At 72.6% G+C, this 24,721-nt stretch carries 24 protein-coding genes and 1 other RNA gene; 10 read left to right on the top strand and 15 right to left on the bottom strand.

From position 1 onward, the window contains the following. Positions 1-13 precede the first annotated feature (13 nt). From ACIRD8_RS01795 to ACIRD8_RS01780, 4 genes are all read left to right on the top strand, one after another. Entirely contained in the window at positions 14-916 is a 903-nt protein-coding gene (locus ACIRD8_RS01795) for a glycosyltransferase family 2 protein (RefSeq protein ID WP_403984918.1), read from the top strand. A gap of 137 nt (positions 917-1,053) precedes the next feature. Then, positions 1,054-1,482 carry a pyridoxamine 5'-phosphate oxidase family protein gene (locus ACIRD8_RS01790; RefSeq protein WP_403984916.1) on the top strand — a complete coding sequence of 143 codons (429 nt, stop codon included), beginning with the start codon at positions 1,054-1,056 and terminating at the stop codon, positions 1,480-1,482. 73 nt (positions 1,483-1,555) lie between these two features. Next, complete coding sequence (locus tag ACIRD8_RS01785) at positions 1,556-2,323, top strand: alpha/beta fold hydrolase (RefSeq protein ID WP_403984914.1); 768 nt, start codon at positions 1,556-1,558, stop codon at positions 2,321-2,323. A gap of 265 nt (positions 2,324-2,588) precedes the next feature. Beyond that, positions 2,589-3,620 (top strand): 7-epi-alpha-eudesmol synthase, encoded by a 1,032-nt coding sequence (locus ACIRD8_RS01780; protein ID WP_403984912.1) that lies wholly within the window; start codon positions 2,589-2,591, stop codon positions 3,618-3,620. 66 nt (positions 3,621-3,686) lie between these two features. Here ACIRD8_RS01780 and ACIRD8_RS01775 read toward each other — a convergent pair whose 3' ends face one another. From ACIRD8_RS01775 to ACIRD8_RS01730, 10 genes are all read right to left on the bottom strand, one after another. Beyond that, positions 3,687-4,940, bottom strand: coding sequence for a cytochrome P450 (locus ACIRD8_RS01775; protein ID WP_403984910.1), 1,254 nt, complete (start codon positions 4,938-4,940; stop codon positions 3,687-3,689). Beyond that, the gene (locus ACIRD8_RS01770; RefSeq protein WP_099172314.1) at positions 4,937-5,545 is read right to left on the bottom strand and encodes an ATP/GTP-binding protein; all 609 of its coding nucleotides are present in this window, start codon (positions 5,543-5,545) and stop codon (positions 4,937-4,939) included. Before ACIRD8_RS01770 ends, ACIRD8_RS01775 begins: the two co-directional genes overlap by 4 nt. Beyond that, a complete protein-coding gene (locus ACIRD8_RS01765; protein WP_203185867.1) occupies positions 5,526-5,897 on the bottom strand; it encodes a DUF742 domain-containing protein in 372 nt (123 codons plus the stop codon). The genes ACIRD8_RS01770 and ACIRD8_RS01765 overlap by 20 nt, the downstream gene beginning before the upstream one ends. Continuing rightward, positions 5,894-6,304 (bottom strand): roadblock/LC7 domain-containing protein, encoded by a 411-nt coding sequence (locus ACIRD8_RS01760; RefSeq protein ID WP_099172315.1) that lies wholly within the window; start codon positions 6,302-6,304, stop codon positions 5,894-5,896. The genes ACIRD8_RS01765 and ACIRD8_RS01760 overlap by 4 nt, the downstream gene beginning before the upstream one ends. 5 nt (positions 6,305-6,309) lie before the next feature. Continuing rightward, entirely contained in the window at positions 6,310-7,983 is a 1,674-nt protein-coding gene (locus tag ACIRD8_RS01755) for an ATP-binding protein (protein ID WP_403984908.1), read from the bottom strand. Positions 7,984-8,252: 269 nt separating this feature from the next. Continuing rightward, positions 8,253-9,734: an MFS transporter gene (locus ACIRD8_RS01750; protein ID WP_403984906.1), complete on the bottom strand. Its 1,482-nt coding sequence runs from the start codon at positions 9,732-9,734 to the stop codon at positions 8,253-8,255. A 203-nt stretch (positions 9,735-9,937) separates the two neighbouring features. Continuing rightward, positions 9,938-10,337, bottom strand: an RNA gene (gene rnpB, locus ACIRD8_RS01745) — RNase P RNA component class A. 59 nt (positions 10,338-10,396) lie between these two features. After that, positions 10,397-10,966: a Uma2 family endonuclease gene (locus ACIRD8_RS01740; RefSeq protein ID WP_403985619.1), complete on the bottom strand. Its 570-nt coding sequence runs from the start codon at positions 10,964-10,966 to the stop codon at positions 10,397-10,399. A gap of 115 nt (positions 10,967-11,081) precedes the next feature. Continuing rightward, entirely contained in the window at positions 11,082-11,612 is a 531-nt protein-coding gene (locus tag ACIRD8_RS01735) for a TetR/AcrR family transcriptional regulator (RefSeq protein ID WP_403984904.1), read from the bottom strand. 104 nt (positions 11,613-11,716) lie between these two features. Further along, on the bottom strand, positions 11,717-13,135 hold the full coding sequence (locus tag ACIRD8_RS01730; protein WP_403985617.1) for an RNB domain-containing ribonuclease: 1,419 nt from the start codon (positions 13,133-13,135) through the stop codon (positions 11,717-11,719). A 154-nt stretch (positions 13,136-13,289) separates the two neighbouring features. Here ACIRD8_RS01730 and yaaA point away from each other — a divergent pair, with 154 nt between their 5' ends. Next, complete coding sequence (gene yaaA / locus ACIRD8_RS01725; RefSeq protein ID WP_403984902.1) at positions 13,290-14,090, top strand: peroxide stress protein YaaA; 801 nt, start codon at positions 13,290-13,292, stop codon at positions 14,088-14,090. A 72-nt stretch (positions 14,091-14,162) separates the two neighbouring features. Beyond that, positions 14,163-14,810, top strand: a complete 648-nt coding sequence (gene eda, locus ACIRD8_RS01720; RefSeq protein ID WP_403984900.1) for a bifunctional 4-hydroxy-2-oxoglutarate aldolase/2-dehydro-3-deoxy-phosphogluconate aldolase — start codon at positions 14,163-14,165, stop codon at positions 14,808-14,810. A 33-nt stretch (positions 14,811-14,843) separates the two neighbouring features. Here the strand turns inward: eda and ACIRD8_RS01715 are convergent, their stop codons facing one another. From ACIRD8_RS01715 to ACIRD8_RS01695, 5 genes are all read right to left on the bottom strand, one after another. Further along, on the bottom strand, positions 14,844-15,632 hold the full coding sequence (locus tag ACIRD8_RS01715) for a sulfite exporter TauE/SafE family protein (protein WP_403984898.1): 789 nt from the start codon (positions 15,630-15,632) through the stop codon (positions 14,844-14,846). Positions 15,633-15,643: 11 nt separating this feature from the next. Further along, a complete protein-coding gene (locus ACIRD8_RS01710; protein ID WP_403984896.1) occupies positions 15,644-16,906 on the bottom strand; it encodes a bifunctional RNase H/acid phosphatase in 1,263 nt (420 codons plus the stop codon). Further along, positions 16,906-17,649: a zinc ribbon domain-containing protein gene (locus ACIRD8_RS01705; RefSeq protein ID WP_403985615.1), complete on the bottom strand. Its 744-nt coding sequence runs from the start codon at positions 17,647-17,649 to the stop codon at positions 16,906-16,908. The genes ACIRD8_RS01710 and ACIRD8_RS01705 overlap by 1 nt, the downstream gene beginning before the upstream one ends. Next, on the bottom strand, positions 17,646-18,482 hold the full coding sequence (locus ACIRD8_RS01700; RefSeq protein WP_403984894.1) for a Nif3-like dinuclear metal center hexameric protein: 837 nt from the start codon (positions 18,480-18,482) through the stop codon (positions 17,646-17,648). The genes ACIRD8_RS01705 and ACIRD8_RS01700 overlap by 4 nt, the downstream gene beginning before the upstream one ends. A 107-nt stretch (positions 18,483-18,589) precedes the next feature. After that, the gene (locus tag ACIRD8_RS01695) at positions 18,590-19,630 is read right to left on the bottom strand and encodes an ABC transporter substrate-binding protein (RefSeq protein ID WP_403984892.1); all 1,041 of its coding nucleotides are present in this window, start codon (positions 19,628-19,630) and stop codon (positions 18,590-18,592) included. A gap of 196 nt (positions 19,631-19,826) precedes the next feature. On the opposite strand from ACIRD8_RS01695, the gene ACIRD8_RS01690 reads away from it, so the two are divergent. The 4 genes from ACIRD8_RS01690 to ACIRD8_RS01675 all read left to right on the top strand — a co-directional run bounded on the left by ACIRD8_RS01690 (position 19,827) and on the right by ACIRD8_RS01675 (position 24,704). Next, complete coding sequence (locus ACIRD8_RS01690; RefSeq protein WP_403984890.1) at positions 19,827-21,401, top strand: hypothetical protein; 1,575 nt, start codon at positions 19,827-19,829, stop codon at positions 21,399-21,401. Positions 21,402-21,898: 497 nt separating this feature from the next. Then, on the top strand, positions 21,899-22,807 hold the full coding sequence (locus ACIRD8_RS01685) for an ABC transporter ATP-binding protein (protein WP_403985613.1): 909 nt from the start codon (positions 21,899-21,901) through the stop codon (positions 22,805-22,807). Then, complete coding sequence (locus tag ACIRD8_RS01680; RefSeq protein WP_403984888.1) at positions 22,807-23,529, top strand: ABC transporter permease; 723 nt, start codon at positions 22,807-22,809, stop codon at positions 23,527-23,529. Before ACIRD8_RS01685 ends, ACIRD8_RS01680 begins: the two co-directional genes overlap by 1 nt. 11 nt (positions 23,530-23,540) lie before the next feature. After that, entirely contained in the window at positions 23,541-24,704 is a 1,164-nt protein-coding gene (locus tag ACIRD8_RS01675) for a sensor histidine kinase (RefSeq protein WP_403984886.1), read from the top strand. The last annotated feature ends 17 nt before the right edge of the window (positions 24,705-24,721 follow it).

Below are 24,721 nucleotides of genomic sequence, written 5' to 3'. Positions count from 1 at the left end.
GGAGAGCCGAGCCTTGTCCGAACCACGCATCGGCGTATCCATCGTGACCATGGGAGACCGCCCGCAGCAGGTCGAGGCCCTGCTGGCGTCGGTGGCCATGCAGGACGTGCGCCCCTCCAGGGTGGTCGTCGTGGGCAACGGCTCACCGCTCCCCGACTACGGCTCCTTCCCCGGCCTTGAGGATCTGGCCGGGGGCGTGACCATGCTCGAACTCGACGAGAACCTCGGCTGCCCCGGCGGCCGCAACGAGGCCCTGGACGCGCTCGCCGGCTTCGGCGACGTGGACGTGGTGATCGAGCTGGACGACGACGGACTCCTGGTGGACAAGGACGTCTTCCGCACGGTCCAGGAGCTGTACGCCGCCGACCCGCGCCTCGGCATCGTCGGCTTCCGCATCGCCGACGAGCAGGGCGAGACCCAGCGCCGGCACGTCCCACGGCTGCGCGCCAAGGACCCGATGCGCCCGGGCCCGGTCACCGCGTTCCTCGGCGGGGGCCACGCGCTCTCCATGAGGATGCTCGCCGAGACCGGCTCCTGGCCGGCCGAGTTCTTCTTCACGCACGAGGAGACGGACCTGTCCTGGCGGGCGCTGGACGCGGGCTGGAAGATCCTCTACGAGCCCGGCCTGCTGCTCCAGCACCCCAGGACGTCCCCCGCCCGGCACGCCGTCTACTACCGCATGACGGCCCGCAACCGCGTCTGGCTGGCGCGCCGCAACCTGCCCCTCCCCCTCGTCCCGGCCTACCTCGGCACCTGGATCCTGCTCACCGCAGCCCGCACCCGCTCGGCCTCCGGCCTGCGCGCCTGGGCGGCGGGCTTCGCCGAAGGGGTGCGCACCGAGTGCGGCGAACGGAAGCCGATGCGCTGGCGCACGGTGTGGCGGATGACGCGCCTGGGCCGCCCACCGGTCATCTGAACGCTCAGGGCTGCCCGCCGCAGATACGGCAGTGGAACACGCGGACCGGGAGGGCGTGTGACTGCCCTGCCGGACCGGGGCGGGCGTTGCATAATGCGGCCCTGAGGCGACCCCGCACCCACCTGAGGAGCCCGACCATGGCTTTGACCCGCACGGAGCGTGAGCTGTTTCTGGCCGAACCGCATATCGCCGCGCTGGCGGTGGACGCACCGGAGGAGGGCCGGGCCCCGCTCACCGTGCCGATCTGGTACCAGTACGCGCCCGGCGGCGACCTGTGGATCATGACGGGGCGTGACTCCCGCAAGGGGACCGCCATCGCCGGTGCGGGCCGTTTCAGCATCATGGTCGAGCGCGTCTCGCCGACCATCCGCTACGTCTCCGTCGAGGGTCCGGTCATCGCCACGCTCCCCGCCACCCGGGAGCAGCTGGTGGAGATCTCGTCGCGCTACCTCCCCGCCGAGAAGGTCGGGGGCTACGTCGACTTCGCCTGGAAGGAGCACGGCGAGCAGGTGGTCATCCACATGCGCCCCCAGCGCTGGCTCAGCTCCGACCTGGGCGAGGTCTGACCCGGCGTCATACGCCCTCGCCCCGGCGGCTACGCTCACCTCCCACCCGGTCCCGACCTCAGGGGAGCAGAGAGTGCGCGACGCCGCCGTCACACCGGAAGGTGACCGGATCCGCTGGGTCGAGCTGCCCGGCCGGGAGCCCACCCGTGTCTATGTGCACGGGCTCGGGGCCACCTCGCCCGCGTACTTCGCGGCGACCGCCGTTCACCCCGCCCTCGCCGGCCACCGCTCGCTGCTCGTCGACCTGATGGGGCACGGCATGAGCGACCGGCCGACGGGTTTCGACTACACCCTGGAATCGCACGCCGATGCCCTGGCCGCGGCGCTCGACGGGGCCGGGGTCACCGGTGCCGAGGTGATCGCGCACAGCATGGGAGGCTCGGTCGCCGTCGTCCTGGCGTCCCGGCATCCGCACCTGGTCTCCCGCCTGGTCCTGGCCGACGCCAACCTCGACCCGGTCACACCCGCGCCCGGCGCACCGGGCAGCGGGGGGATCGCCGCTCACACGGAGCAGGAGTTCCTCCGGGGCGGCTGGGAGCAGGTACGGGACCGGGCGGGCGCCCACTGGTGGGCGACGATGCGTCTGGCGGGCCGGGAGGGCCTCCACCGCAGCGCGGTCCATCTCACCCGTGGGACCTCCCCCATGATGCGTGAGCTGCTGCTGCGCCTGCCCATCCCCCGGGCCTTCCTCTTCCCCGAGGCCGACGGCCCGTTCCCGGGGGCCGGGGAACTCCGGCGCGCGGGCGTCACCGTGGCCCCGGTCCCCGACTGCGGTCACAACATCATGCTGGACAACCCCGAGGCGTTCGCCCGGGCGACCGCAGCCGCCCTGAGCAGCTGACGGCAACTCAGGGCCAGGCCCCGGTACAGGTTCTGGTCCGGTTCCGGTCCGGTTTCCGGTTCGGCGATGCTGAACGCGTCGTTCCGGAAGATCTCCTTCGAGCGGATCTTGTTGCATAGATCGTTTAGGGTCTGGGCAGCATCAGGGCGCACATGATGAGCCGTCAATTCTGGACTCAAAACGTGCACTTCGAGTCAATGGGCGTCAATTCCGATCGCCCTGTCACGGGGCGGGGGCCTGTGAATCGCCGCAAGAAAGGACGCCAATGCCGCAGGACGTCACATTCGACCTCCCCTTCGAGACCCCGGTCAGCGAGCACCTCGCATACGCACGGGAGCACCACCTTCGCTGGGTGTGGGAGATGGGCCTGGTGCGCAGCCAGGCCGGGTTCGAGGAATATCAGTCCTGGGACCTGCCCCAGGCGGCGGCGCGGACGTACCCGTACGCCTCGGCCGAGGACATGGTCGTCCTGATGAACTGGTTCTCCCTGGCCTTCCTGTTCGACGACCAGTTCGACTCCGGAAGCCCTGACCGCGCGGACCGCATAGCGGAGGTCGCGCGGGAGCTCATAGCCACGCCGCTGCGACCGGCCGGGACGGCCCCCCGCGTGACCTGCCCGATCACCCTGGCCTGGGCCGAGGTGTGGGCCCATCTCTCGGATGGCATGTCCCTGACCTGGAAGACACGGTTCGCCGCCTCCTGGGGACGTTTCCTCGTGGCACACACCGAGGAGGTCGACCTGGCGGCCGAGGGCCGGGCCGGGACGCTCGGCACCGACGAGTACGCCGAGTTCCGCCGCCGCACCGTGGGCATCCACCACAGCATCGACGCCGGTGAGCGCAGCCGCGGCTTCGAGGTCCCGGCGCAGGTGCAGGCGCACCCGCTGATGGTCCGGATGCGGGACCTGGCCGCGGACACCATCGGCTTCATGAACGACATCCACTCCTTCGAGCGCGAGAAGCGCCGGGGGGACGGCCACAACCTCATCGCCGTCCTGCACCGGGAGCGCGGCTGCACCTGGGAGGAGGCCGCCGCCGAGGCGTACCGGATGACGACGGTGTGCCTCGACGAGTACCTCGCGCTCGAGGCGCTCGTCCCGGGGATGTGCGAGGAGCTCGGCCTCGGTGCCGAGCAGCGCGACCAGGTGCGGATGGGCGTGGAAGCCATCCAGCACTGGATCGGCGGCAACTACGAGTGGGCGCTGACCTCCGGCCGTTACGCCGCCGCGAAGGAGGGCCCGGCCGCCACCGCCGAGCTGGCGGGCCGGGGCTCGCTGGACGATCTGCTCGCCGTCTGACGCACGGAACCCGCCCGGCCGTGGACGGCCGGGCGGGAACGTGGGGCGCGGTGGGACCGGCGCGGACTACGCGGCGAACTCGACCGGGAGGGCGTCCAGGCGCGCTTCCCAGGTCGATGCCGTCGAGGTGAGCTCACCGGCGGGTACGGACAGGCGCAGTCCGGGCAGCCGGTGCAGCAGGGTGTCGACGGCGGTCTCGATGATGGCCTGGCCGATGTTCTGGCCGGGGCACTCGTGCGGACCGCCGCTGAACGCCAGGTGCGACTGGTTGCCGTGTACGGAGACACCCGAGTCCGGACGGATGTCCGGGTCGAGGTTCCCCGCGGCGAGCCCGAGCACCAGCAGGTCGCCCTCCTTGATCTGCGTACCGCCGAGTTCGAGGTCCGCGGTCGCGAAACGCCCCGGGAGGACCGCCAGCGGCGGGGTGTTCCACATGACCTCCTCCACGACCTCGGAGACGGCCCGCTGGCCGCTGACGAGTCCCGCGAGACGGGAGGCGTCGGTGAGGATCAGCTCCAGCACCCGGGCCAGCAGGTTGCTGGTCGTGGTGTGCGCGGTGATCAGCACCAGACGCAGATGGCTGAGGATCTCGCCCTCGTCGAGTCCGGCGGTGTGCGCGAGCAGCCCGGTGGTGAAGTCGGGGCCCGGTTCGAGGCGCTTGCGCTCGGCGAGCTCCCCGAGGATCTCCATGATGCGGTCGTTGTGCGCGAGGGCGTCGGGACCGCCCTTGAGGACCTGGGCGCAGGCGGCCGCGAGGCTGCGCCCCTCGGCCGCCGGGAGCCCGAACAGCCTGGTCAGCACGAGCATCGGCAGGTACTCGGCGTACTCGCCCACCAGGTCGGCACTGCCCTTCCCGGCGAACGCGTCGATCTGCTTGTTCGCGAAGTGCGTGACATGGCGCCGGATCCCGCGCCCCGCAAGGGTGTCCAGGTTGTCGGTGACCGCCCGGCGCAGCCTGCGGTGCGGCTCACCGTCCTGGGACACGCAGTCGGGACGCCAGCCGAGCATCTGGATCAGCGGCGAGGTCTCCTCGACTCCCCCTTCCTGCCAGTCCCGCCAGATGCGCGAGTCCCGGCTGAACTGGAGGGGGTTGTCGAGCACGCGCCGGCTCTCGCGGTAGCCGAGGACCAGCCAGGCGCGGACGTCCCCCTCCAGGAGCACGGGTGCCACGGCTCCGTACTCCTTGCGCAGCCTTCCGTAGATGCCTTGCGGGTCGACCGCCGCGTCCGGCCCGTACAGCCGGGTCAGGTCGTCGGCGCCGCCGTGCATGACGGGGCAGCCGCGGGGGGCGTCCGCGCCGTCGGCCGGGTGATCGGTCATCGGGGCTCCAGAGCGACGGCCGAGCGGGCCTTGAGATGACGTATCAGCGCGATCAGCACATCGCGGCTGGAGTTACGGTCCCGGGCGTCGCAGGTCACGACCGGCGTGTGCTCGGGGATGTCCAGCGCGTCGCGGATCTCCTCGACCGGGTGGTCCTTGGAGTCCGGGAACACGTTGAGGGCGATGACGAAGGGCACGTCCTGCCGCTCCATCTCCTCGATGGCCCGGAAGCTGGAGGCCAGCCGCCGGGTGTCCACCAGGACGACCGCCCCGAGGGCGCCCTTGAACAGACCGTTCCAGAGGAACCAGAACCGCTCCTGCCCGGGTGTCCCGAACAGGTACAGCACCAGTTCCTCGTTGATGCCGATCTTGCCGAAGTCGAGGCTGACGGTGGTCTGCTGCTTGTCCGCCACCCCGATCAGGTCGTCGACGTCCACGCTGGCCTGGGTCAGCGTCTCCTCGGTGGTGAGCGGCTTGATGTCGCTGACCGACCGCACCAGGGTGGTTTTCCCGGTGCCGAAGCCGCCGGCGATCATCACCTTCACCGAGCGGGTGCCGCCTCCGGCCGTCTGCCGGTCGGGATGGTCAAAGCCTTTGAAGTCCACTGAGTACCTCCTCAAGGAGCGCGAGGTCGGGCCCGCGGCCGGCGTCGGACGCCGGGATGGGGTCACGGGCTTCGACGCGGCCTGCGTCCAGCAGATCGGCCAGGAGCACCGCGAGAATGTTGAAGGGCAATCCGAGGTGGGCGCCGAGTTCGGCCACCGACAGCGGATCGCGGCAGCGCCGGAGTATCTCCTCGTGCTCGTGCTGCAGGCCGGGCTCGGCTGCGGCACGGGAGATGATGAGGGTCGCCACGTCCAGGGTCGACGCCGAACCACCCGGTCCGCTGCGCCCCCCGGTGAGGACGTAGTAGCGCTCGAGACCGGGCGGGTCCGTGGGCCGGCGGGGACCACTCATCCAGGCTGCTCCTCCAGGCGCGGACTGGTGCCGAGAAGCTCACCCATCCTCCGCGCCAGGTCCCTCATCTGGTGACCGAGCAGGCCCTGGTCGAGCCCTTCCCGGGCGAGCACCCCGAGGTACGTCTCCACACCGGCCCGCACCACGAAGAGATGGCCGCCGTCGACCTCGATCATCGCCAGGCGCAACTGCCCCGCATACGTGGGGAATTGCTCGGCCACCGGCTGCGCGAGCGCCTGCAGCCCCGCGACCACCGCGGCGAAGCGGTCGACGTCGTCCGGGTCGTCGGCGCCGTAGGAGGTGATGGCCTTGCCGTCACTGGAGGCCACGAGGGCGAAGCGGATCTCCCGGATGCTCTCCGTCAGATCCCGGAGCGCCCAGCTCACGTCGGTTCCCTGTTGCGTCATGTGGACTAGTCGCTCTCTTCAGTGCGGTTGGACTCGCGGCCGGCAGTCGTCTCGCGGGCGCCCGGGGCGGCGTCCGCGGTAGTCCCCCCTGGTGGCCCGCTCTCACGCCCGGCCGTGGCGAAGGCGGCGAGGCCGGCGAACGACGCGTCCGGCGGCACGGCGGCCCTGGACTCCGCGGTCCGGTCGGCGGCGGCCGGGCGGGCGGTGGGCGCGTCGGCCCGCCTGCTCCTGCGCCGCGGCAGGCCGCCCGGCGTGGTGTCCATGGTGTCGATCGCTTCGGTGCTCTCCACGGGCGCGGCGGCCACGACCGGCTCGGGGACCGGCTCGGCCCTCTCCACCGCGGGCCTGACCGGCTCGGTGACGGGGGCGGGCAGGTGGCTGAAGTACTTGTGGGGAACCACCACGACCACGGAGGTGCCGAGCCACGGGGAGTCCGCGAAGGTGACCCGGATGCCGTAGCGGCGCGCCAGGGCCCCGACCACGCGCAGGCCCAGGTTGGCGTCCTCGGAGATACCGCCGAGGCCGGGGCCCCTGGACGTACCCGCGATGGACTGCTCCGCCTCGCGCTTGCGCTCGTCGCTGAGCCCCTTGCCCGCGTCCTGGATCTCGATGCCGACGCCGTTGGGCACCTCCTTGCCGGAGACGACCACGGGCTCGGTGGGCGGCGAGTAGCGTGCCGCGTTGTCGAGGAGGTGGGCGAAGATCAGCGTGAGGTGGTCCACCAGACCGCCGTCGACGCCGAGTTCGGGCAGGTGACGGACCTGGATGCGGTTGAAGTCCTTGATCCGCCCGATGCCGCCGCGGACCACGCTGAGCAGTCGCTGCGGCTCCTGCCACTGGCGTCCGGGACGGTCCGAACCACCGAGTACGCCGATGCTGGCGGCCAGACAGTCGGCGGGGCCGATCTCCTGGTCCAGCTCCATGAGGCCCTGGGCGACCGCGGGCAGCCGCCCGTGCTCGCCCTGCATCTCGTGCAGCCGGCCGCGCAGCCGGCCCGTCAGTACGTGGATCCGGCTGCCGATGCCGACCACGGCCTGCTCGGCCGAGGTGGAGCGGTTCAGCTCCTCCTCCACGGAGAGCAGCGCGGTCCGCAGGACCTTGCGCAGCGCGGCGCGCAGCTCCGGGCTCGCGTCGCCCTCCTGGCCGGCCTCGGCCAGGATGTCGTCGATGGCCTCGCCGTCACGCAGCCGCTCGACCGCTTCGGGGAGGTAGCTGTCGCCGAGCCTGACGACGACGGCCTGCTGGAGCGCGATCCGCTCCTCCGTCGCGCGGGCCCGGTCGGCGATGCCGGCCTCGTACGCCTGGGTGTGTTCGGCGAGCCGGGCCTCGAAGAGGGCCGCCTGCTCGCCGAGTTGGGCCTCCAGGGCGGAGCGCTCGGCGGCGAATCTCTGCTCCCGGCCGCGCACCTCGGCGTACCGCTGCTGGGACTGCTCGGCCTGGGCCGAGCGGAAGTCGTCGTTCGCACGGCGGAGTTGGGACCGGGACCGGACGAGGAGCCGTACACAGGCCGCACCGGCGACCGTGACCGCGGCTCCCGCGAACGTCGCGGGTATCTGGACCTGGTCAGGTCCCGCCACTGCGGTGGCGACGGTACCTGCTCCTAAGGCCAGCGGCATCAGCCACCAGCCGTACCAGGCGACCGGTGCACGTGCCGCCGGGGGTGGAGTGGCAAGTTCCATCTGCATCCTTCGAGAGCAACACAATCGAACAGGGGGTCGCGAGGCGCCGCACACGCCGAGCGGGCAGCGCGGCGGCGGCCGGTTGAGTTCGAGTCAACTCGCCGCGCCGCAAAGGAGCCTATCGGGTCAGAGGCAGAAGTGATCAACTCCCCTCCGCATACCGACAAGTACGTGATCGGGTCTGGCCGGAACCTTCCGGTCTCCCACACGACAATGCGGCGCGGCAGACCACGTGGTATGGCTGCCGCGCCGCGCGTACGACCGGAGGTTCAGCCCCTGGGGGCCGCCCCGGAGAGCTCCCGTTCCTCCGCGTCCGCGTCGAATCCGACCGGTTCCCAGCGCTTCACCAGCAGCGCGATCAGGCCGAGAACAGGGGCGGCGAGGATGACCCAGTAGACATGGGTGCCCAGGCCGCTGCTCAGGATGGGGAAGAAGAACAGCGTCAGCGTGGAACCGAGGCGCAGCACCGCCTGGTTGAAGCCGATGCTGACCCCGCGCATCGACGTCGGGAAGCCCAGCGAGGCGTAGCTCATGATGTGCGCGCCGGGGCCGAAACCCTGGGCGAACATGAACGCGCCCAGCATCAGGATCCCGCCCGTCACGTAGGCCGTCCCGGACGGGTCCCCGATGAGCCCGAGCACCGTGATGGCGACGAACTGGATCGCGAAGCCGAGCGTCATCATCGGCCAGGCACCGCGGGTCGACGCCCAGCGGATGCCGAGCAGCCCACCGGTCAGGGCGAAGACGAGGTTCAGCGCGAAGGAGGACGCGATCGTGGTCAGCGGGCCCTGGGTCATCAGCGTGGCGATGATGATCGGCAGTCCGAACGCGACCGCGTTGTAGCCGAAGGTCTCGGCCACGCCGACCGTCACCGACTGGACCGTGCGGGCACGGTAGGGCGGGGCGAAGAGCCGGGCGTACGCGGCGAGGCCCGGCCGGGGCGGCCGCGGCGGCGTCGCGGGTACGTCGTCGGGGACGCGGGCGTCCACGCCGTAGGACTGCCGCAGGATCTTCGCGGCGCCCTCCAGGTCGCCCTGGTCGGCGGCCCAGGTCGGGGACTCGTTCATGTACCGCCGGCGCAGCAGCAGGACGATCACCGCGGGCACCGCGCCGAAGCCGACGGTGAACCGCCACAGCCAGCCCAGGTGGGCGTCGGGCAGGACGAAGTACAGCAGCATGATCACCAGGTAGCAGCCGCTGGTCGCGGTGTACCAGGCGGGCGACCAGGCGGCCGTGCGCGAGCCCTTGCTGCCCTTGCCGCGCAGCCGGGAGAACTCGGCGAGGAACGCGATCGCGACCGGGATGTCCATGCCGACGCCGATGCCCATCACGAAGCGCGCGGCGATCAGCGTCCACACGTCCTGCGCCAGCGCGCACACCAGCGCGGTGACGACGAAGAAGAGCATGTTGGCCATGAAGACCCGGTAGCGGCCGATCCGGTCCACCAGCCACCCGCCGACGAGGGCGCCGATCAGCGAACCGACACTGATGGAGGCGGTGACCGTCCCGGCCATGGTGGAGCTGAGGCCGAACTGCCGGGTGATGTCGGGCAGCCCGTAGGCGAGGGAACTCAGGTCGTAGGCGTCGAGGAAGATGCCGCCGAGCGCGATGACCACGATCATCTTGGCGTGACTGCCACGAGCCGTGCCCGAATTGACCAGGTCGGAGACGTCGGCCGCGGAGCGGATCGGAACCGTGCCCGGGGCCGTCACCGGGGAGGTGCCGGCGGGGAGGGGGGAGGTGGAGCTCACGAGCGCCTTCTGGTGTGCTGCGGGGACTGTGGGGACTGACTGTGGGGGGACGTACCGACGGATCGTAGACACCAAGCGGAATGTGTTCTTACGCTTGTCCGAATGATGGGCACGATGTGGCCGGGATCACGGGCACAAAGGGTGGGTAAACCGAAAAAAGGCCCCCTGACCAGCGTGTTCACTGGTCGGGGACCTGGTGGCGGCAGACGAGTCGGGCTGTACGCCGGGTTCTGTCGCCCGGTCGCCTCGCGGCGGCCGGGGAGACGGCCATCCATCTAGGACCGGCATTGCTGCCGGTCTCGTGCGGTCTACCCGCGAACTCGGGCGGGCAGCCCTCGGACGTTCGCGCAGGAGCACCGGGGTGCTCCCTCTTGACCTTGCTCCGGGTGGGGTTTACCTAGCCGCCTGAGTCGCCTCAGGCGCTGGTGGTCTCTTACACCACCGTTTCACCCTTACCGGGGACCGAGGTCCCCGGCGGTCTGTTTTCTGTGGCACTGTCCCGCGGGTCACCCCGGGTGGCCGTTAGCCATCACCCTGCCCTGTGGAGCCCGGACGTTCCTCGGGAGGATCCGGGGATCCTCACGCGGCCGTCCGCCCGGCTCGTCTGCCGTGATGACCATGCTACCCGCAGGGACGAGGCCGGACGCCAGGGCGTGGACGGCTCAGAGGAACGCCTCGGTCTGCAGATCGATCGCGAACGGCGCCGGAAGGCGGACCGGTTTACCGAAGGGCACCGTGCAGTGCTGTCGGTAGTCGTCCCCCTGCGGGTCGCTGAACAGCGTCACCGAGGACTCCTCCCGGTCGACCAGCAGGTAGAGGGGTACGGGGCCCCTCGCATAGCAGTGCCGCTTGCCCGTCCGGTCGGCACTCGGCTTGGAGGAGGTGACCTCGACGACCAGGGCCACCCCCTCGCAGGGCATCCAGGGGTCGGCTCCTCTGTACAGGCGCAGCTCCGCGGGAGCGAAGGTTCCGTCGGGGATGACGTGGTTCTTGGGGCATCCCCCGCCACTGCGCAGTTTCAGCCCTTTGTTCCCGGAGAAATCCATGTCCGTCCGTGCAAGCCTGATCACCTGCTTCATGATCACGCTGATGTAGTCCTCATGATCCCCGTCCGGCGGCGGCGTCACGACGATCTCCCCCTCGATCAGCTCGGCCCGGAAGCCCTCCGGCGTATCCAGCGCCAGGAAGCCCTCAAGCAGGACGTCCGCCTGCGAGAGCGGTTCGTGCGGCATGGCAGACATGTCACGCCCCTTCCTCGGTCGCTCGCCAGCGTGGGACATCGGGGGATCAGCCGTCCGTGAGTAGGGAGCGTTTCCCCCGATCGTGGCACAGGACGACGCGGTCGTGTCAGAGGCGGACCGGGGCGAACGCCGCGATCCCCGCCTCCCAGGCCGCCGAGAGGTCGGCGCCCGGCGGGAAGCGGCCGTTGAGCTCCAGGACCACCATGCCGTGGGCGAAGGCCCAGGCCGCCCGGGCCCGGTCCTCGTCGCCACCGGCGGCCCGGAACAGCGGGGCCGCGGCGGCGGCCGCGGCTCCCCCTGTGGGGAGCGGACGGCCCATGGTGAGGAGGTAGAGGTGCGGGTGGGCCAGGGCGTACGTGCGGTACGCGGTGGCGAGCGCGGAGAAGGAGCCCGGGGCCGCCGCCTCGGCGGCCGCCAGGACTCCGGCCGTCTCCCTGAGCATCTCGTCGGCCAGGGCCGCCACCACGGAGGACTTGTCCGGGAAGTGCTTGTACAGGGACGGTGCCGTGACGCCCACCCGGTCCGCCAGCCGGCGCATGGTGAGCGCTTCGGGCCCTTCCGCCTCCAGCAGGGCGCGCGCGGCGGCGACGATCTGCCGGGGCCGGCCGGTGGCGGGGGCGGAGGCGAGGTCAGTCACGCATGAGACCTTCCCTGGTACGGCGGCGCTACGCGGTCCGTAGCCGAGGACGCGATCGTACGAGATGCGGACAAGCCGGTCGCCGGGGGCTCGGCGGTCCGCGCTCACGCGGGTGCGAACAGCACCTTCGACGAGCCCAGGTCGGCCCGGGTGAGGCGGACCCGCAGCCGTTCGCCCAGCGGGAGCGGGGTGCCGGACTCGATCCGGGCGACGATCGCGGGGTCCTCGATGTGGACGGTGCCGACGCCCGGTCCGTCGTCCTTGACGTCGATCACGTACCCGTCGAAGACGTCGCCGACCCGGTTCCCGAGCAGCGCCGCCTCGACGAGGTCGACGCACTCGCGCTCCACGGTGTTGGCGCGGCGGGTGCCCTCGGCCATCTCCGCGGGCAGGCCGGGCAGCGCCCGGAGCACCCACTCCGGGGGCAGGCGCTCGGCGGTCGCCGCGAGGCACAGCTCGGCGGCGTAACGGTCGACGAGGCGGCGCAGTGGCGCGGTGCAGTGCGTGTAGAGCTCGGCGACGGCGGCGTGCACGGCGGGGACGGGGAGGTCTCCGTGCTCGAACACGCTGTAGCCGGCGCCGCGCAGGAGCGTGGTGCACTCCTGGAGGAACGCCGCGTGGCTGCCGCTCGTGGGGTCGAGGGAGCGCACCACCTCGGCGTACGGAACGTGGTGCGGCCAGTCGATGCGCAGGGCCTCGGCGGAGCGCCTGAGCCGGGCGACCGCGCCGTCCGGGGCGACCGGAAGCGTACGGAGGATTCCGGTGCCCGAGTCCCGCATGATCCCGGCGGCCGCCATGCCGGCGAGCAGGGAGATCTGGGCGTTCCACCCCTCGGCGGGCACCGGCGCCCGGTAGTCCAGGTCGTAGGTGCCGTCGCGTGCGACGATCTCCTGCTCGGGTACGTCGAGCGAGATGCCGCCCCGTCCGGTCTCCTGCTGTTCGCGCAGCAGCCCGATGTCCTTGAGCAGGGCGAGGGGACCTTCGGCCGTCCCGGCGTCGATCTGCCGCTGGACGCCCTCGTAGTCGAGCTTCGCGCGGCTGCGCACGAGGGCCCGGCGCACCTCGGCGGCGACCGTACGGCCCTCCGGGTCGAGGTCGATCCGCCAGAGCGCCGCGGGGCGGGTCTCGCCGGGGAGGAGGCTGGCGGCGCCCTCGGAGAGCCCCGGCGGGTGCAGCGGGACCTTGCCGTCGGGGAAGTACAGGGTGGTCACCCGGCGGTGGGCCTCGGCGTCCAGTTCGCCTCCGGGGCGGACGAAGGCGGCGACGTCGGCGATGGCGTAGAGCACGCGGTAGCCGTGCGGGCGCCGTTCCAGATGCATCGCCTGGTCGAGGTCCGTGGAGGCGGGCGGATCGATCGTGAAGAACGGCAGGTCCGTGGCGTCCAGGTGGCCGGACACGTCGGGGGACCGCGCCGCCTCCCCCGCCTCGGCGAGGACGGCGGGCGGGAAGCCCGCGGGCAGGCCGAGCTCGTTGCGCAGGGCGCGGAGGGCCGCCCGCAGCGGGGTGCCGTCCGCGCCGGTCATATGAAGCTGGCGGCGAGGCATGCCACCGAGCGTAGGCCGGGGCGGTGCGGTCGGCATCCCGGTCTCCGGGGGCTCCGGGCGGACCGGCCCCCGTACCCTTGGCGGGGGCTCCCACGCGCGCGGGGCCCTGTGCCGCGTATGAAGGAGAACGCCCGTGCTCGTGCTGTTGCCGCCCTCCGAAGGTAAGGCCGCTTCGGGGCGCGGGGCACCGCTGAAGCCGGAGTCCCTGTCCCTGCCGGGCCTCGCCGACGCCCGGGCCGCGATCCTCGACGAGCTGGTCGAACTGTGCCTGGCGGACGAGGAGAAGGCCCGTGAGGTGCTGGGCCTGAGCGAGGGACTGCGCGGCGAGGTCGCGAAGAACGCGGAGCTGCGCACGGCCGGGACCAGGCCGGCCGGGGAGATCTACACCGGGGTGCTGTACGACGCCCTCGGCCTGGCCTCGCTGGACGCGGCGGCCGGGCGGCGGGCCGGGAAGTCGCTGCTGGTCTTCTCCGGGCTGTGGGGCGCGGTGCGGGTGGGCGACCGGATCCCCTCGTACCGCTGCTCGATGGGGGTGAAGCTGCCGGGCCTGGGCGCGCTGAACGCGTACTGGCGCGCCCCGATGGCGTCGGTCATGCCGGAGGCGGCCGGGGAGGGGCTGGTCCTGGATCTGCGTTCCTCCGCGTACGCGGGGGCGTGGAAGCCCTCGGGCGAGGTCGCGGAGCGCACGGCGAGCGTGCGGGTGCTCCAGTCCCGGATGGTCGACGGGGTGGAGAAGCGCTCCGTGGTCAGCCACTTCAACAAGGCGACGAAGGGCCGGATGGTCCGCGACCTGCTGCTGGCCGGGGCCGCTCCGAAAGATCCTGCGGAGCTGGTGGAGGTGGTGCGTGACCTCGGTTACGTCGTGGAGGCGGAGGCCCCGGAGCGGGCGGGCCGGCCGTGGTCGCTCGACGTGGTGGTCACCGAGATCCACTGATCCACCGCGCAGGCGTTGCAACATACGCAACGCGCGTTGCGTATTGTGCGGTTCTCGCGGCAGGATGAGTCCATGACCTCCTCCGCGCCCGCCGCCGTGTCCGCTTCCGTGCTGGACCTCGCCCCCGTCGTCCCCGTCGTCGTGCTGGAGGACGCGGCCGACGCGGTGCCGCTGGCGCGCGCGCTCGTCGCGGGCGGGCTCCCCGCCATCGAGGTCACCCTGCGGACGGCTGCCGCCCTCGACTCGATCCGGGCGATCGCCAAGGAGGTCCCGGACGCCGTGGTCGGCGCCGGCACGGTGATCTCCCCTGCGCACGTGACCACGACCGTCGCGGCCGGCGCGCGCTTCCTGGTCAGCCCCGGCTGGACGGACGCTCTGCTGGACGCGATGAAGGCGTCGGGCGTGCCGTTCCTGCCGGGCGTCTCCACGACGTCCGAGGTGGTCGCTCTGCTGGAGCGCGGGGTCACGGAGATGAAGTTCTTCCCCGCCGAGGCCGCGGGCGGCACCGCCTACCTCAAGGCCCTGGCCTCCCCGCTCCCCCAGGCCCGGTTCTGCCCGACGGGCGGCATCTCGCTCGCCTCGGCGCCGTCGTATCTGGCCCTGCCCAACGTCGGCTGTGTGGGCGGAAGTTGGATGGTGCCCGGTGACGCGGTGGCGGCGAAGGACTGGGCGCGCGTGGAGCGGCTGGCCGCGGAGGCCTCGGCGCTGGGCCGAGGCTGAGCCCCGGCCCGGCCGATCCACCAGGACCGTGGCTCAGCTCGCCGCCCGGACCGCGTAGAGCAGGCCGATGCCCAGGGCCATGACGCCCAGCAGGAGCCGGAGCGCCGTCTCGGGCAGGCGGGGCTGGAGCCGCGCCCCGAGGTAGCCGCCGCAGAGTCCGCCGAGACCGCAGGTCAGGCCGAGCGCCCAGTCGGGCGCGATGTCGCCCGTGGCCGTCAGGGACAGCAGCGCGTAGGCGCCCGCCCCCGCCAGGGACGTGACGAAGGTGCAGGCGAGCGCGGCGGGGGCGACCTTGGCGACGGGGACCCCGCGCCCGACGAGGATCGGGCCGATCAGGGAGCCGCCGCCGATCCCGTAGACGCCCCCCGCGACACCCACGGCCAGGGCGAGGCCCCTGGTGGCCCGGGGCGAGGGAGGATCCGCCTCGGCCGCCACGTGCCGTGCGGGACGCAGCGTACGGGCGCACAGCCAGGCCCCCAGGGGGAGCAGCAGGACGGCGATGAACGCCCGGAACACGGTGGGCCCCGGTACGGCGAAGACCCGGATCACCGCACCGATCACCACGCCCGGTACGGCGCCCGCCACGAGCAGCCGGGTCAGCGGACCGCGCAGACCGCCGCTGCTGCGGTAGCGCAGGAGGGCCCCCGGGCACGAGACCACGTTGTACAGCAGGTTGGTGGGGGTCACCGCCGGACTGGGCACGCCCAGGACGCTGACCTGCACCGGCAGCAGGAACACCGCGCCGGACACCCCCACGGGTGCGGTCGCCACCGAGATCAGCAGTCCGGCGACGAAGCCCAGGAGTCCCGTGGACCAGCTCACCCCGACGCCGGCTACCACAGGTGCGAGGTGTCGTTGAGGAGTCTCAGCGAGGGGTTCCCGTCCGCGTAGTACGCCACCGTCGAGACGGACGCGGGCGAGAGCTCCATGCGGAACAGTGACTCCGGCGGGGCACCCAGCGCGAGCCTGACCAGGGTCTTGATCGGGGTGACGTGCGTGACCAGGAGGGCCGTGCGGCCCGCGTGACGGGCGATCAGCCGGTCGCGCGTCGCCGACACCCGCTCGGCGACCTCGGCGAAGCTCTCACCGCCGCCCGTGGGCGCCGCGTCGGGGGACGCCAGCCAGGTGGTGAGGTCGGCGCCGTAGCGCTCCCTGACCTCGCCGAAGGTGAGCCCCTCCCAGACCCCGAAGTCCGTCTCGCGCAGGCCCTCCTCGATACGGACCTGGAGGCCGAGCCTGGCCGCCACGGCCTGTGCCGTCTCACGGCAGCGGCGCAGCGGGGAACTCACGATCTCCTGGACCGTGCCCCGGGCGGCGAACGCCTCGGCCGCGCAGGCGGCCTGGTGACGGCCGGTCTCCGAGAGCTCCGGGTCGCTGCCGCCGCTGCCCGAGAACCGCTTCTCGGGGGTGAGGGCCGTCTCGCCGTGCCGGAGCAGGATGAAGGTGGCGGGCGCGCCCAGGTCGGGTGCGCTCCCCCAGCCCACCTGCGGCGTCGCGGACACGCTCCCCGGGGCGGCCTCCGAGGGGCGGGCGGCCGCCATGGCGGCGCGGACCTTCGCCGCGCCCGCCGCCGCGTCGCCGGGCGGTCCCGACCGGGGCGGCGCGTCCGGGACGACGAGCGTGCGCGGCGTGTCCTGGTCGGCCGTCGAGGCCGCCGGGTCCCACTGCCCGCCCCGCTTGCCGGCGTCCATCGCCTCGTTGGCGAGCCGGTCGGCGTGCTTGTTCTCCGCTCGCGGGATCCACTCGTACGTGACCGAGGAGGCGGGCAGGATGCGCGCGGCCTCCTCGGCGAGCGGCTTCATGCCGGGGTGCTTGATCTTCCAGCGGCCCGACATCTGCTCGACCACCAGCTTGGAGTCCATCCGGACACGGACCTGCACGTCCGCGTCCGGGAAGAGCTCCCTCACCGCCGTCAGACCGGCGATCAGGCCCTTGTACTCGGCGACGTTGTTCGTCGCGACGCCGATGTACTCGGCGGTCTCGGCGAGCGCCTGGCCGTCGGCCGGGTCGATGACGACGGCGCCGTAACCCGCGGGGCCCGGGTTGCCCCGGGAGCCCCCGTCGGCCTCGACGACCAGCTGGCGGGGAGCGGACATTACAGGCCCGACTCCGAGGTGCGGACGAGGATGCGGTGGCAGTTCTCGCAGCGCAGCACCGTGTCGGGGGACGCGGCCTTCACGTCGTTGACCTCGGTGATGTTCAGCTCCAGGCGGCAGCCCTCGCAGCGGCGCTGGTAGAGCCGTGCGGCGCCGACGCCGCCCTGCTGGGCGCGCAGCTTGTCGTACAGCTTGAGCAGGTCGGCGGGTACGGCGCCCGCGACGACCTCGCGGTCCTTGGCCACGGTGGCGGCCTCGGAGTCGAGCTCCTGGGAGGCCGCGTCCCGGCGGGCGGTCGCGTCGTCGACCTTGGCCTGGACGGCGCTGACGCGCTCGGTCAGTTCGGTGACGCGCTCCTGGGCGGACTCACGGCGCTCCATGATCTCGAGGACGACGTCCTCCAGATCACCCTGGCGCTTGGCCAGCGAGGTGATCTCGCGCTGGAGGCTCTCCAGGTCCTTCGGCGAGGAGACCGCGCCGGAGTCGAGCCGCTGCTGGTCGCGGACGGCGCGCTGGCGCACCTGGTCGACGTCCTGCTCCGCCTTGGTCTGCTCGCGGGTGGTGTCACTCTCCTCGGTCTGCGAGGCGACGAGGAGGTCGCGGAGCTGCGCGAGGTCGCTGCCCAGCGAGTCGAGCTCGGCGTGCTCGGGCAGCGAGGTGCGCTTGTGGGAGAGCTGCGACAGACGTACGTCGAGTGCCTGGACTTCGAGGAGTCGGATCTGGTCGGCGGGCGCGGCGTTCAGTTGGGGGCTCCAGAAGAGTGGTGGGTGGTCCAGGGGTCGGTGACCTGCTTCGAGACATGGACCCGCAGGTCCCATCCGTGGCGGTCGGAAAGTGCGTCGAGCTGCGCGGCGGCCTGCTCGCACCAGGGCCACTCGGTAGCCCAGTGTGCGGCATCGACGAGGCCGAGCGGTGAGTGCTGGACGGCCTCGGAGGCCGGGTGGTGGCGCAGGTCCGCGGTGAGGAAGGCGTCCACACCGGCGGCGCGGACCGCGTCGAAGAGGCTGTCGCCGGAGCCGCCGCTCACCGCGACCCGGCGCACGAGGGCGTCGGGGTCGCCTGCCAGCCGGATGCCCTGCGCGGTGGCGGGGAGCCGGGCGGCGGCGCGGGCGGCGAAGTCGCGGAGGGTCTCGGGGTGGTCGAGCTCGCAGATCCGGCCGAGCCCGCGGCGTCCGGCGGCGTCGGTGGGGTCCGGCACGAGGGGGCCGGTGACCCGCAGGTCCAGGGCGCCGGCGAGGGCGTCGGAGACCCCGGGGTCGGCGGTGTCGGCATTGGTGTGCGCGACGTGCAGGGCGATGTCGTGCTTGATGAGCCCGTGGACGACCCGGCCCTTGAAGTTGGTGGCCGCGACCGTGGTCGTACCGCGCAGATAGAGCGGGTGGTGGGTGACGATCAGCTGGGCGCCGAGGGTGCGGGCCTCGTCGGCGACCTGCTGGACGGGGTCGACGGCGAAGAGGACCCGGTCGATCTCCGCTCCGGGATCTCCGCAGACCGTGCCGACGGCGTCCCATCCTTCGGCCCGCTCGGGAGGCCAGAGGGCGTCGAGCTCGGCGATGACTTCAGACAGACGGGGCACGGGGGAAAGGCTACCTGTCCCCCGTGCCCCGCCGCCCCTGGCCGCCGGGGCCCGTGCAGCGATACCCGCAGCCGGTGCGAATCGTTACCCGGTCCGCACCCGGCCGGTCACTTGACGAGGTCGGCGCGGAGGTCGTCGAGGACCAGGTTCGCGGAGGTGACGCCGAGACCGAGGTACCAGGTCTCGTCGGAGACGTCCTTGGCCCGGCCGGCCTTCACCGCGGCGAGGTTCTTCCACAGCGGGTTGGCGCGGGCGGTGTCGCGCTTCGTGGCCTTGGCGTCGCCGTAGACACCGGTGAAGATCCAGTCGCCGTCCGCCTGGTCCATGTTCTCGGGGCTGATCTCCGCGGCGAGGTCGTCGATCTGCTGGTTCTCCGGCCGCGGCAGGCCCACGTCCTGGAGGATCGTGCCGATGAAGGAGGCCTTGGCGTAGAGCCGGATCTTGTCCGGCATGTAGCGGACCATGGAGACGGTCGGCTTGTCAGGGCCGATGTCCTCGCCGAGCTTCTCCGCCTTCGCCTCGTACGCGGCGAGCTCGGACTCCGCCTTCGCGGTCCTGTCGAGCGCGGCGGCGTTCAGCAGGTAGTTCTCCTTCCAGGTGAAGCCGGGGCGGATGGAGAACACGGTCGGCGCGATCTTCGAGAGCTCGTCGTACATGTCCGCCGCGCGCAGCTGGCTGCCGAGGATCAGGTCCGGCTTCAGTCCGGCGATCGCCTCCAGGTTGAGGCTGTTGATCGTCCCGACGCTCACCGGGTCGCCGGCGTCCTTCTTCAGGTAGGAGGGGATGGCGGCGTCGCCCTCGGAGGGGGCGTAGCCGACGGGCTTCACACCGAGCGAGACGACGTTGTCGAACTCGCCGACGTCCAGCACGATCACGCGCTCGGGAGCGTGCTCGATCTTCGTGGTGCCCATGGCGTGGGTGAGCGTACGGGGGAACTCGCCGGCTTCGGCGTCGGTCCCGTACGCCGCGGTCTTCTTCGCCGCGTCGGCAAAGTCCTTGCCGCCCGTGGCGACCGCCGCCTTCTTGTCGCCGCCCGAACCGCTCCCCGACGCGTCGGCGGCGTCGTCTCCGCCTCCGCAGGCGGAGAGGGAGAGGGCGGCCGCGACCGCGAGGCCGATCGCGGCGGTGCCGCGGCGTCTGAAGGACATGTTCTGCTCCGGTTCGGGACGTGCACAGGAAATTCTTAGGGAAGGCTCACCTTAGTTCACAGGGAATCAACAGCACAGTCACCCCCGCCTCCGCAGGCGAATCAGGACATCGGCACCCTTATGTGTGAAGTGACGTGGCTCGTGTTGTCCGGTGGGGAGTGCGAACCTAGCTTCGGTTGCCGGAGGTGACCGGACCATGACTGCCTGTGCCATCGAGGACAAGACCGCCGGAGTCGCGGGGACCGCGGCGGCGGCCGGACCCGCGCCCGAAGCCGCGGACCCGGACGGGCCGGCGGAGCCCGTGGAACCCGTGGAACCCCCCGCCGCGGGGGCGGCGGCCGAGGACACGGCCGGAGCGGACACGGCCGCCGGGGACACCGGAGCGGATACGTCCGGTGGGGGCGGCGGTCCGGACGCGACGGGGGCGGCCCCAGGGCGGGGCGGCGATCCGGGCGCCCCGGTGACAGCGGCCGCACCGCGCGACGCGGAGGCGCCCGCGGACCCGCGCGACGCGGAGGCGTCGGCCGCACCGCAGGACCCGGCTCAAGACCTTGGGGCGCCCACCGCACCGCCCGCGCCCTCCGCCCCGCCCGTCCCGTCGGCGCCGCCCGTACCGCTCGGGCCCCCCGCGCGGACGGACGAGGCGGCTCTCCCCCCGGCCCCGTCGCGTCTCGTGCCGCCCGCGCTCACCCTCGGCGCCGACCACGCGTACGCGGCGCGGCTCACCCCTGCAGGGGAGGCGACCGGGCCGGGCTGGTTCCCCGAGCGCTGGACGCTGGACGGCCCCGAGCCGTACGCCGTACCGCTCCCCCTGGACCGGCCCGAGGAGGCCGCCTCCGACGTACTGCCGCTCTCGGACGGGCGGGTGCTGATCCGGCGCGAGGTGGCGGCCGGCCGGCACACCTTCTCGCTGCTCTACCCGACGGGCCCCGGCACGGGCGAGGTCCCGCTGGGCGCCCTCGACTGCACGGGGCTCACGCTCCTCCCCCCGTCCCCGGACGGCATGAGCGCCTACGCCCTGCTCCCGGGAAAACGTTCCACCGGCGTCTGGCTGGTGGCGGGCGGCGCGTTCGGCCCCGAGCAGGTCGCCGACGTCCCGGGCCGCTGTTCGGGCGGTGTCTGGCTGGACCGCGAGGGCCGGCTGCTCGCCCTGGACCGGCAGATGCCGGGCGGCGGCCCCGTGAAGGCGGTCGTCGTGGACCTGGGGCGCGGCGGCGGGGTGACCCCCCTGCTGCAGATCGCGCCGGAGAGCAACGACCGGCTGCTGCTGGCCGACGCCGACAGCGGGCTCCTGCTGGTCCGCTCGGACGCGCCCGGCCACGACCGGCTCGGCTGGGGCGTGCTCGGCAGCTGCCTCCCGGTGCGGTTCCCCGAGTGCCTGCGCGCCCCGGACGAGACGCTGACGCCGTTCGCCGTGCAGCCCGGCCAGATGCTGATGCCGGAGAGCTGCGCGGTGGCGCTGCGGATCGACGGGGCCGGGGGCAGCTGGGTGGGGCTGTGGCGTCCGGCGGGGCGCCGGCTGCACCAGTTCGCGGCGCCCGGCGGATGGCTCGCCGGGTCGGGCTTCTGGACCCGGGAAGGGGTGCTCCATCTGCCGTACTCGCAGGAGGACGCGCCCTGCGCCGTGGCGTTGATGGAGGCTCCGGTGGACGAACCGCACCCGGCCGTCACGAACGGAACGAACACGTCCGGGGTCACGCCCGCGCGCGGGGTCTGCACGCCCGTGCCACTGGGGCAGGCGCCTCTCACCGGACGCACCGCACCTGGATAAACTCGGCCCGGGGCTACGCAGCCGTTCCGTGCGGACGCCGACGGTGACCGTGCCGGGTGGCGGCGGGGCCGCGACACACACGTAAGCGATTGCAACGGGGAGACTTCCCACATGTCTGAAGCCCGAACCGACACGACCCAGACGCGTCCGCCGGAAGCGGACACGGAACGGGCCGAAGCCGGCGGCTACGGAAAGCACCGAGGAGGCGCATCTGCGGAGAGCGTGACCGCGCAGCCGCACGGCCGTCACCGGCGCCCCTCCGAAGGGGGTGGCAGCGCGGCGGCCTGAACCGCTCCGTACGACACGAGGGCCGTCGCAGCCACCTGGCCGCGGCGGCCCTCGGCGGTGCGGCGGCCGCGTCCCGCTCCCAACGGCGCGTGCACCCAGGACATTTGTCATCGCCGAGTCCGTACGCACGCCCCTGCCGCGGCGAGTGCCGGGTCCGTAGCGTCATCGCCATGACACGGACAACGGGGACCAAGGGGAACGGACCGGCGGTGGAGTTCACCGCGGCGGTCAAGACGTTCGGCCGGGCGGGGAGCACCGTCCGGGCGGTCGACGGGATGGATCTGACGGTCGGGCGGGGCGAGACCGTCGCGCTGCTGGGCCGCAACGGCGCGGGGAAGTCCACGGCCATCAGCCTGCTGCTGGGCCTGAACGATCCCGACTCGGGCACGGTGCGCCTCCTCGGACGCAGCCCCGACCGGGCGGTGCGCGCCGGGCTGGCCGGGGCGATGCTCCAGGACGGGCGGCCGATTCCCCGGGTGACGGTGGGTGAGCTGATCCGCTTCGTCGCGGCCCTCTACCCGCGCCCGCTGCCGGTGGCCGAGGCGCTCGCCCTCGCGGGGGTGGCGGAGTACGCGGACCGGCGCGTCGACAAGCTGTCCGGCGGCCAGGTGCAGCGCGTCCGGTTCGCCGTCGCGCTGGCCGGCGATCCCGAGCTGGTCGTGCTGGACGAGCCGACGGCCGCTCTGGACGTGGAGGCGAGGCGCGCGTTCTGGGTCTCGATCCGGTCCTTCGCCGAGCGCGGCAGGACCGTCCTGTTCTCCACGCACCACCTGGAGGAGGCCGACGGGAACGCCGACCGGATCGTGGTCCTGCACCGGGGCCGGGTCGTCGCGGACGGCAGCGGCGAGGCAATCAAGCGCTCGGCGGGCGGCGGCCTGGTCTCGTTCGACCTGGCGGGCCGTTCCACCGCCGGGCTGGAGTCGCTCCCCGGTGTCGTGGGCGTCGAGGTGCGCGGGGGCCGGGCCCTGCTGCGTACGGACGACTCGGACGCGACCGTCGTCGAGCTGGCACGGATCGGGGCGGTACGCGGGCTCCAGGTCGGCAGGGCCACCCTGGAGGACGCGTTCCTCTCGCTCACCGCACCCACGGCAGCCGACCAGGTGAAGGAGGCCGCGTGATGTTCCCGTACATCGCACTGGAGATCCGGCGGACCCTGCGTGACCCCACGTTCCTCGTCTTCGGGACGGGCATGCCGCTGATGATGTATCTGCTCTTCACCAATCTCGGCGGGAGCGGTTCCTACGACGACTGGAAGGCCGCGTCGATGGTCGGCATGGCGGCGTACGGGGCGCTCGGCTCCGCCATGGCGATCGGGACGGGCATCGCGTCGGACAAGTCCCTCGGCTGGCTCCAGCAGTTGAGGATCACACCGCTGGACCCGTGGCGCGCGGTGACCGGCCGCGCGATCAGCAGTTCGGTGACGGTCCTGCCGACCGTCCTGGCCATCCTGCTGGCCGGGGGGCTCGTCAACGGCGTACGGCTGGCGGCCTGGCAGTGGGGCGCGCTGGTGCTGCTGCTGTGGCTCGGCGCGCTGCCGTTCACCCTGCTCGGCATCGGCAACGGGTACCGGCTCACCCCGCAGGGCACCGGTGTGGTCAACGTGGCCTGTCTGATGGGCTTCGCGCTCGTCGGCGGGCTGTGGTTCCCGCTCGGCGTGTTCCCCGGGTGGCTGCGCGCCGTCGGCGGGTACACCCCCGCGCACGGGTTCGCCGACCTGGGCTGGTCGACGATCGCCGGGCACGCCCCGGGGGCCGGATCCCTGGCCGTACTGGGCGGTTGGCTGTTGCTGTTCGGCGGTTACGCCGTGATGTCCTACCGTCGGTCGGCGAGGACCGTGTGAGTGGAGTGAGCGTGTCCAGGAAGACGACGACGAAGAAGAGGAACAGGCGGCCGGGCCCGCCCGGTCCGTACGCCCTGCTGCCCGTGCTGCTGATGGGGCTCGGCGCGTTCTCCAACCTCCTGCAGGGCGAGACGTCGAACCCCTGGGTCGGCGGTCTCGGGCTGCTGGCCTTCAACTCCCTGTACGTATCGGTGGTGTTCCGGGGCTTCGACCGGAGGAAGCGGGAGAGCGTCACGTCGTACGTGCTGCTGGCCGCGATGGGGGCCCTCACGTTCGGTCTCGCGATGGGGTACGGCGGCAACTGGCTGCTGTTCTTCCCGTTGTTCTCGCTGGCCTGCGGGACGATCCTGCGCGGCCGGCGGCTGGGCATCGGCCTGATCGTCCTGGCCGGGTGTGCGTGCGCGGTGGCCGTATGGCGCGGCGACCACGTCTCGGAGCCGTGGACCATCGGTTACGGCACCTTCATCTCCGGGGGTGTGACCGCAGCGATCCTCACCCTGTCCGAGACGGTGATGGAGCTGCGCGCGACCCGGCAGGAGCTGGCCCGCAGCGCCGTCGAGCAGGAGCGGCTGCGCTTCTCGCGCGATCTGCACGATCTGCTCGGCCACACCCTGTCGGTCGTCGTCGTCAAGTCGGAGGCGGCCCGGAGGCTCGCTCCGCTCGACATCGACGCGGCGCTCGCCCAGGTCTCCGACATCGAGTCCGTGGGCCGCCAGGCGCTGACCGAGATCCGTGAGGCGGTGACGGGCTACCGCGAGGGGAGCCTCGCCACCGAGCTGGACCGGGCCGGGCCGGTGCTGAGCACCGCCGGGATCGAGGCGGTCGTCCACCGCTCGGGACCGCCGCCCGCCCCGGAGACCGACGCGCTGCTGGGCTGGGTCGCCCGTGAGGCCGTCACCAACGCCGTACGCCACAGTGGCGCGACCCGCTGTGTGTTCGTGCTCGACACCACACCCGAACGGGTCAGGCTGACCGTGACGGACGACGGCGCGGGCCCCGGCCCGGAGCGGCCCGCGGGCACGGCCGGCGGTACGGGGCTGAAGGGACTGTCCGAGCGGCTGGCCGCCGCGGGCGGCTCCCTTGAGTCGGGCCCCGGGCCGGACGGCGGCTTCGTGGTGACCGCGGAACTGCCCGCCGACGCGGGGGACGGGCCGGGCGGTCGGGACTGCGGCTGAGGGGCGCCTCCGCAGGG

The organism is Streptomyces sp. NPDC102451 (assembly GCF_044765485.1).
In the GTDB taxonomy this organism is placed as follows: Bacteria; Actinomycetota; Actinomycetes; order Streptomycetales; family Streptomycetaceae; genus Streptomyces.
The sequence above is the reverse complement of the archived record's forward strand: the minus strand, read 5'-3'. Positions and strand labels throughout refer to the sequence as shown.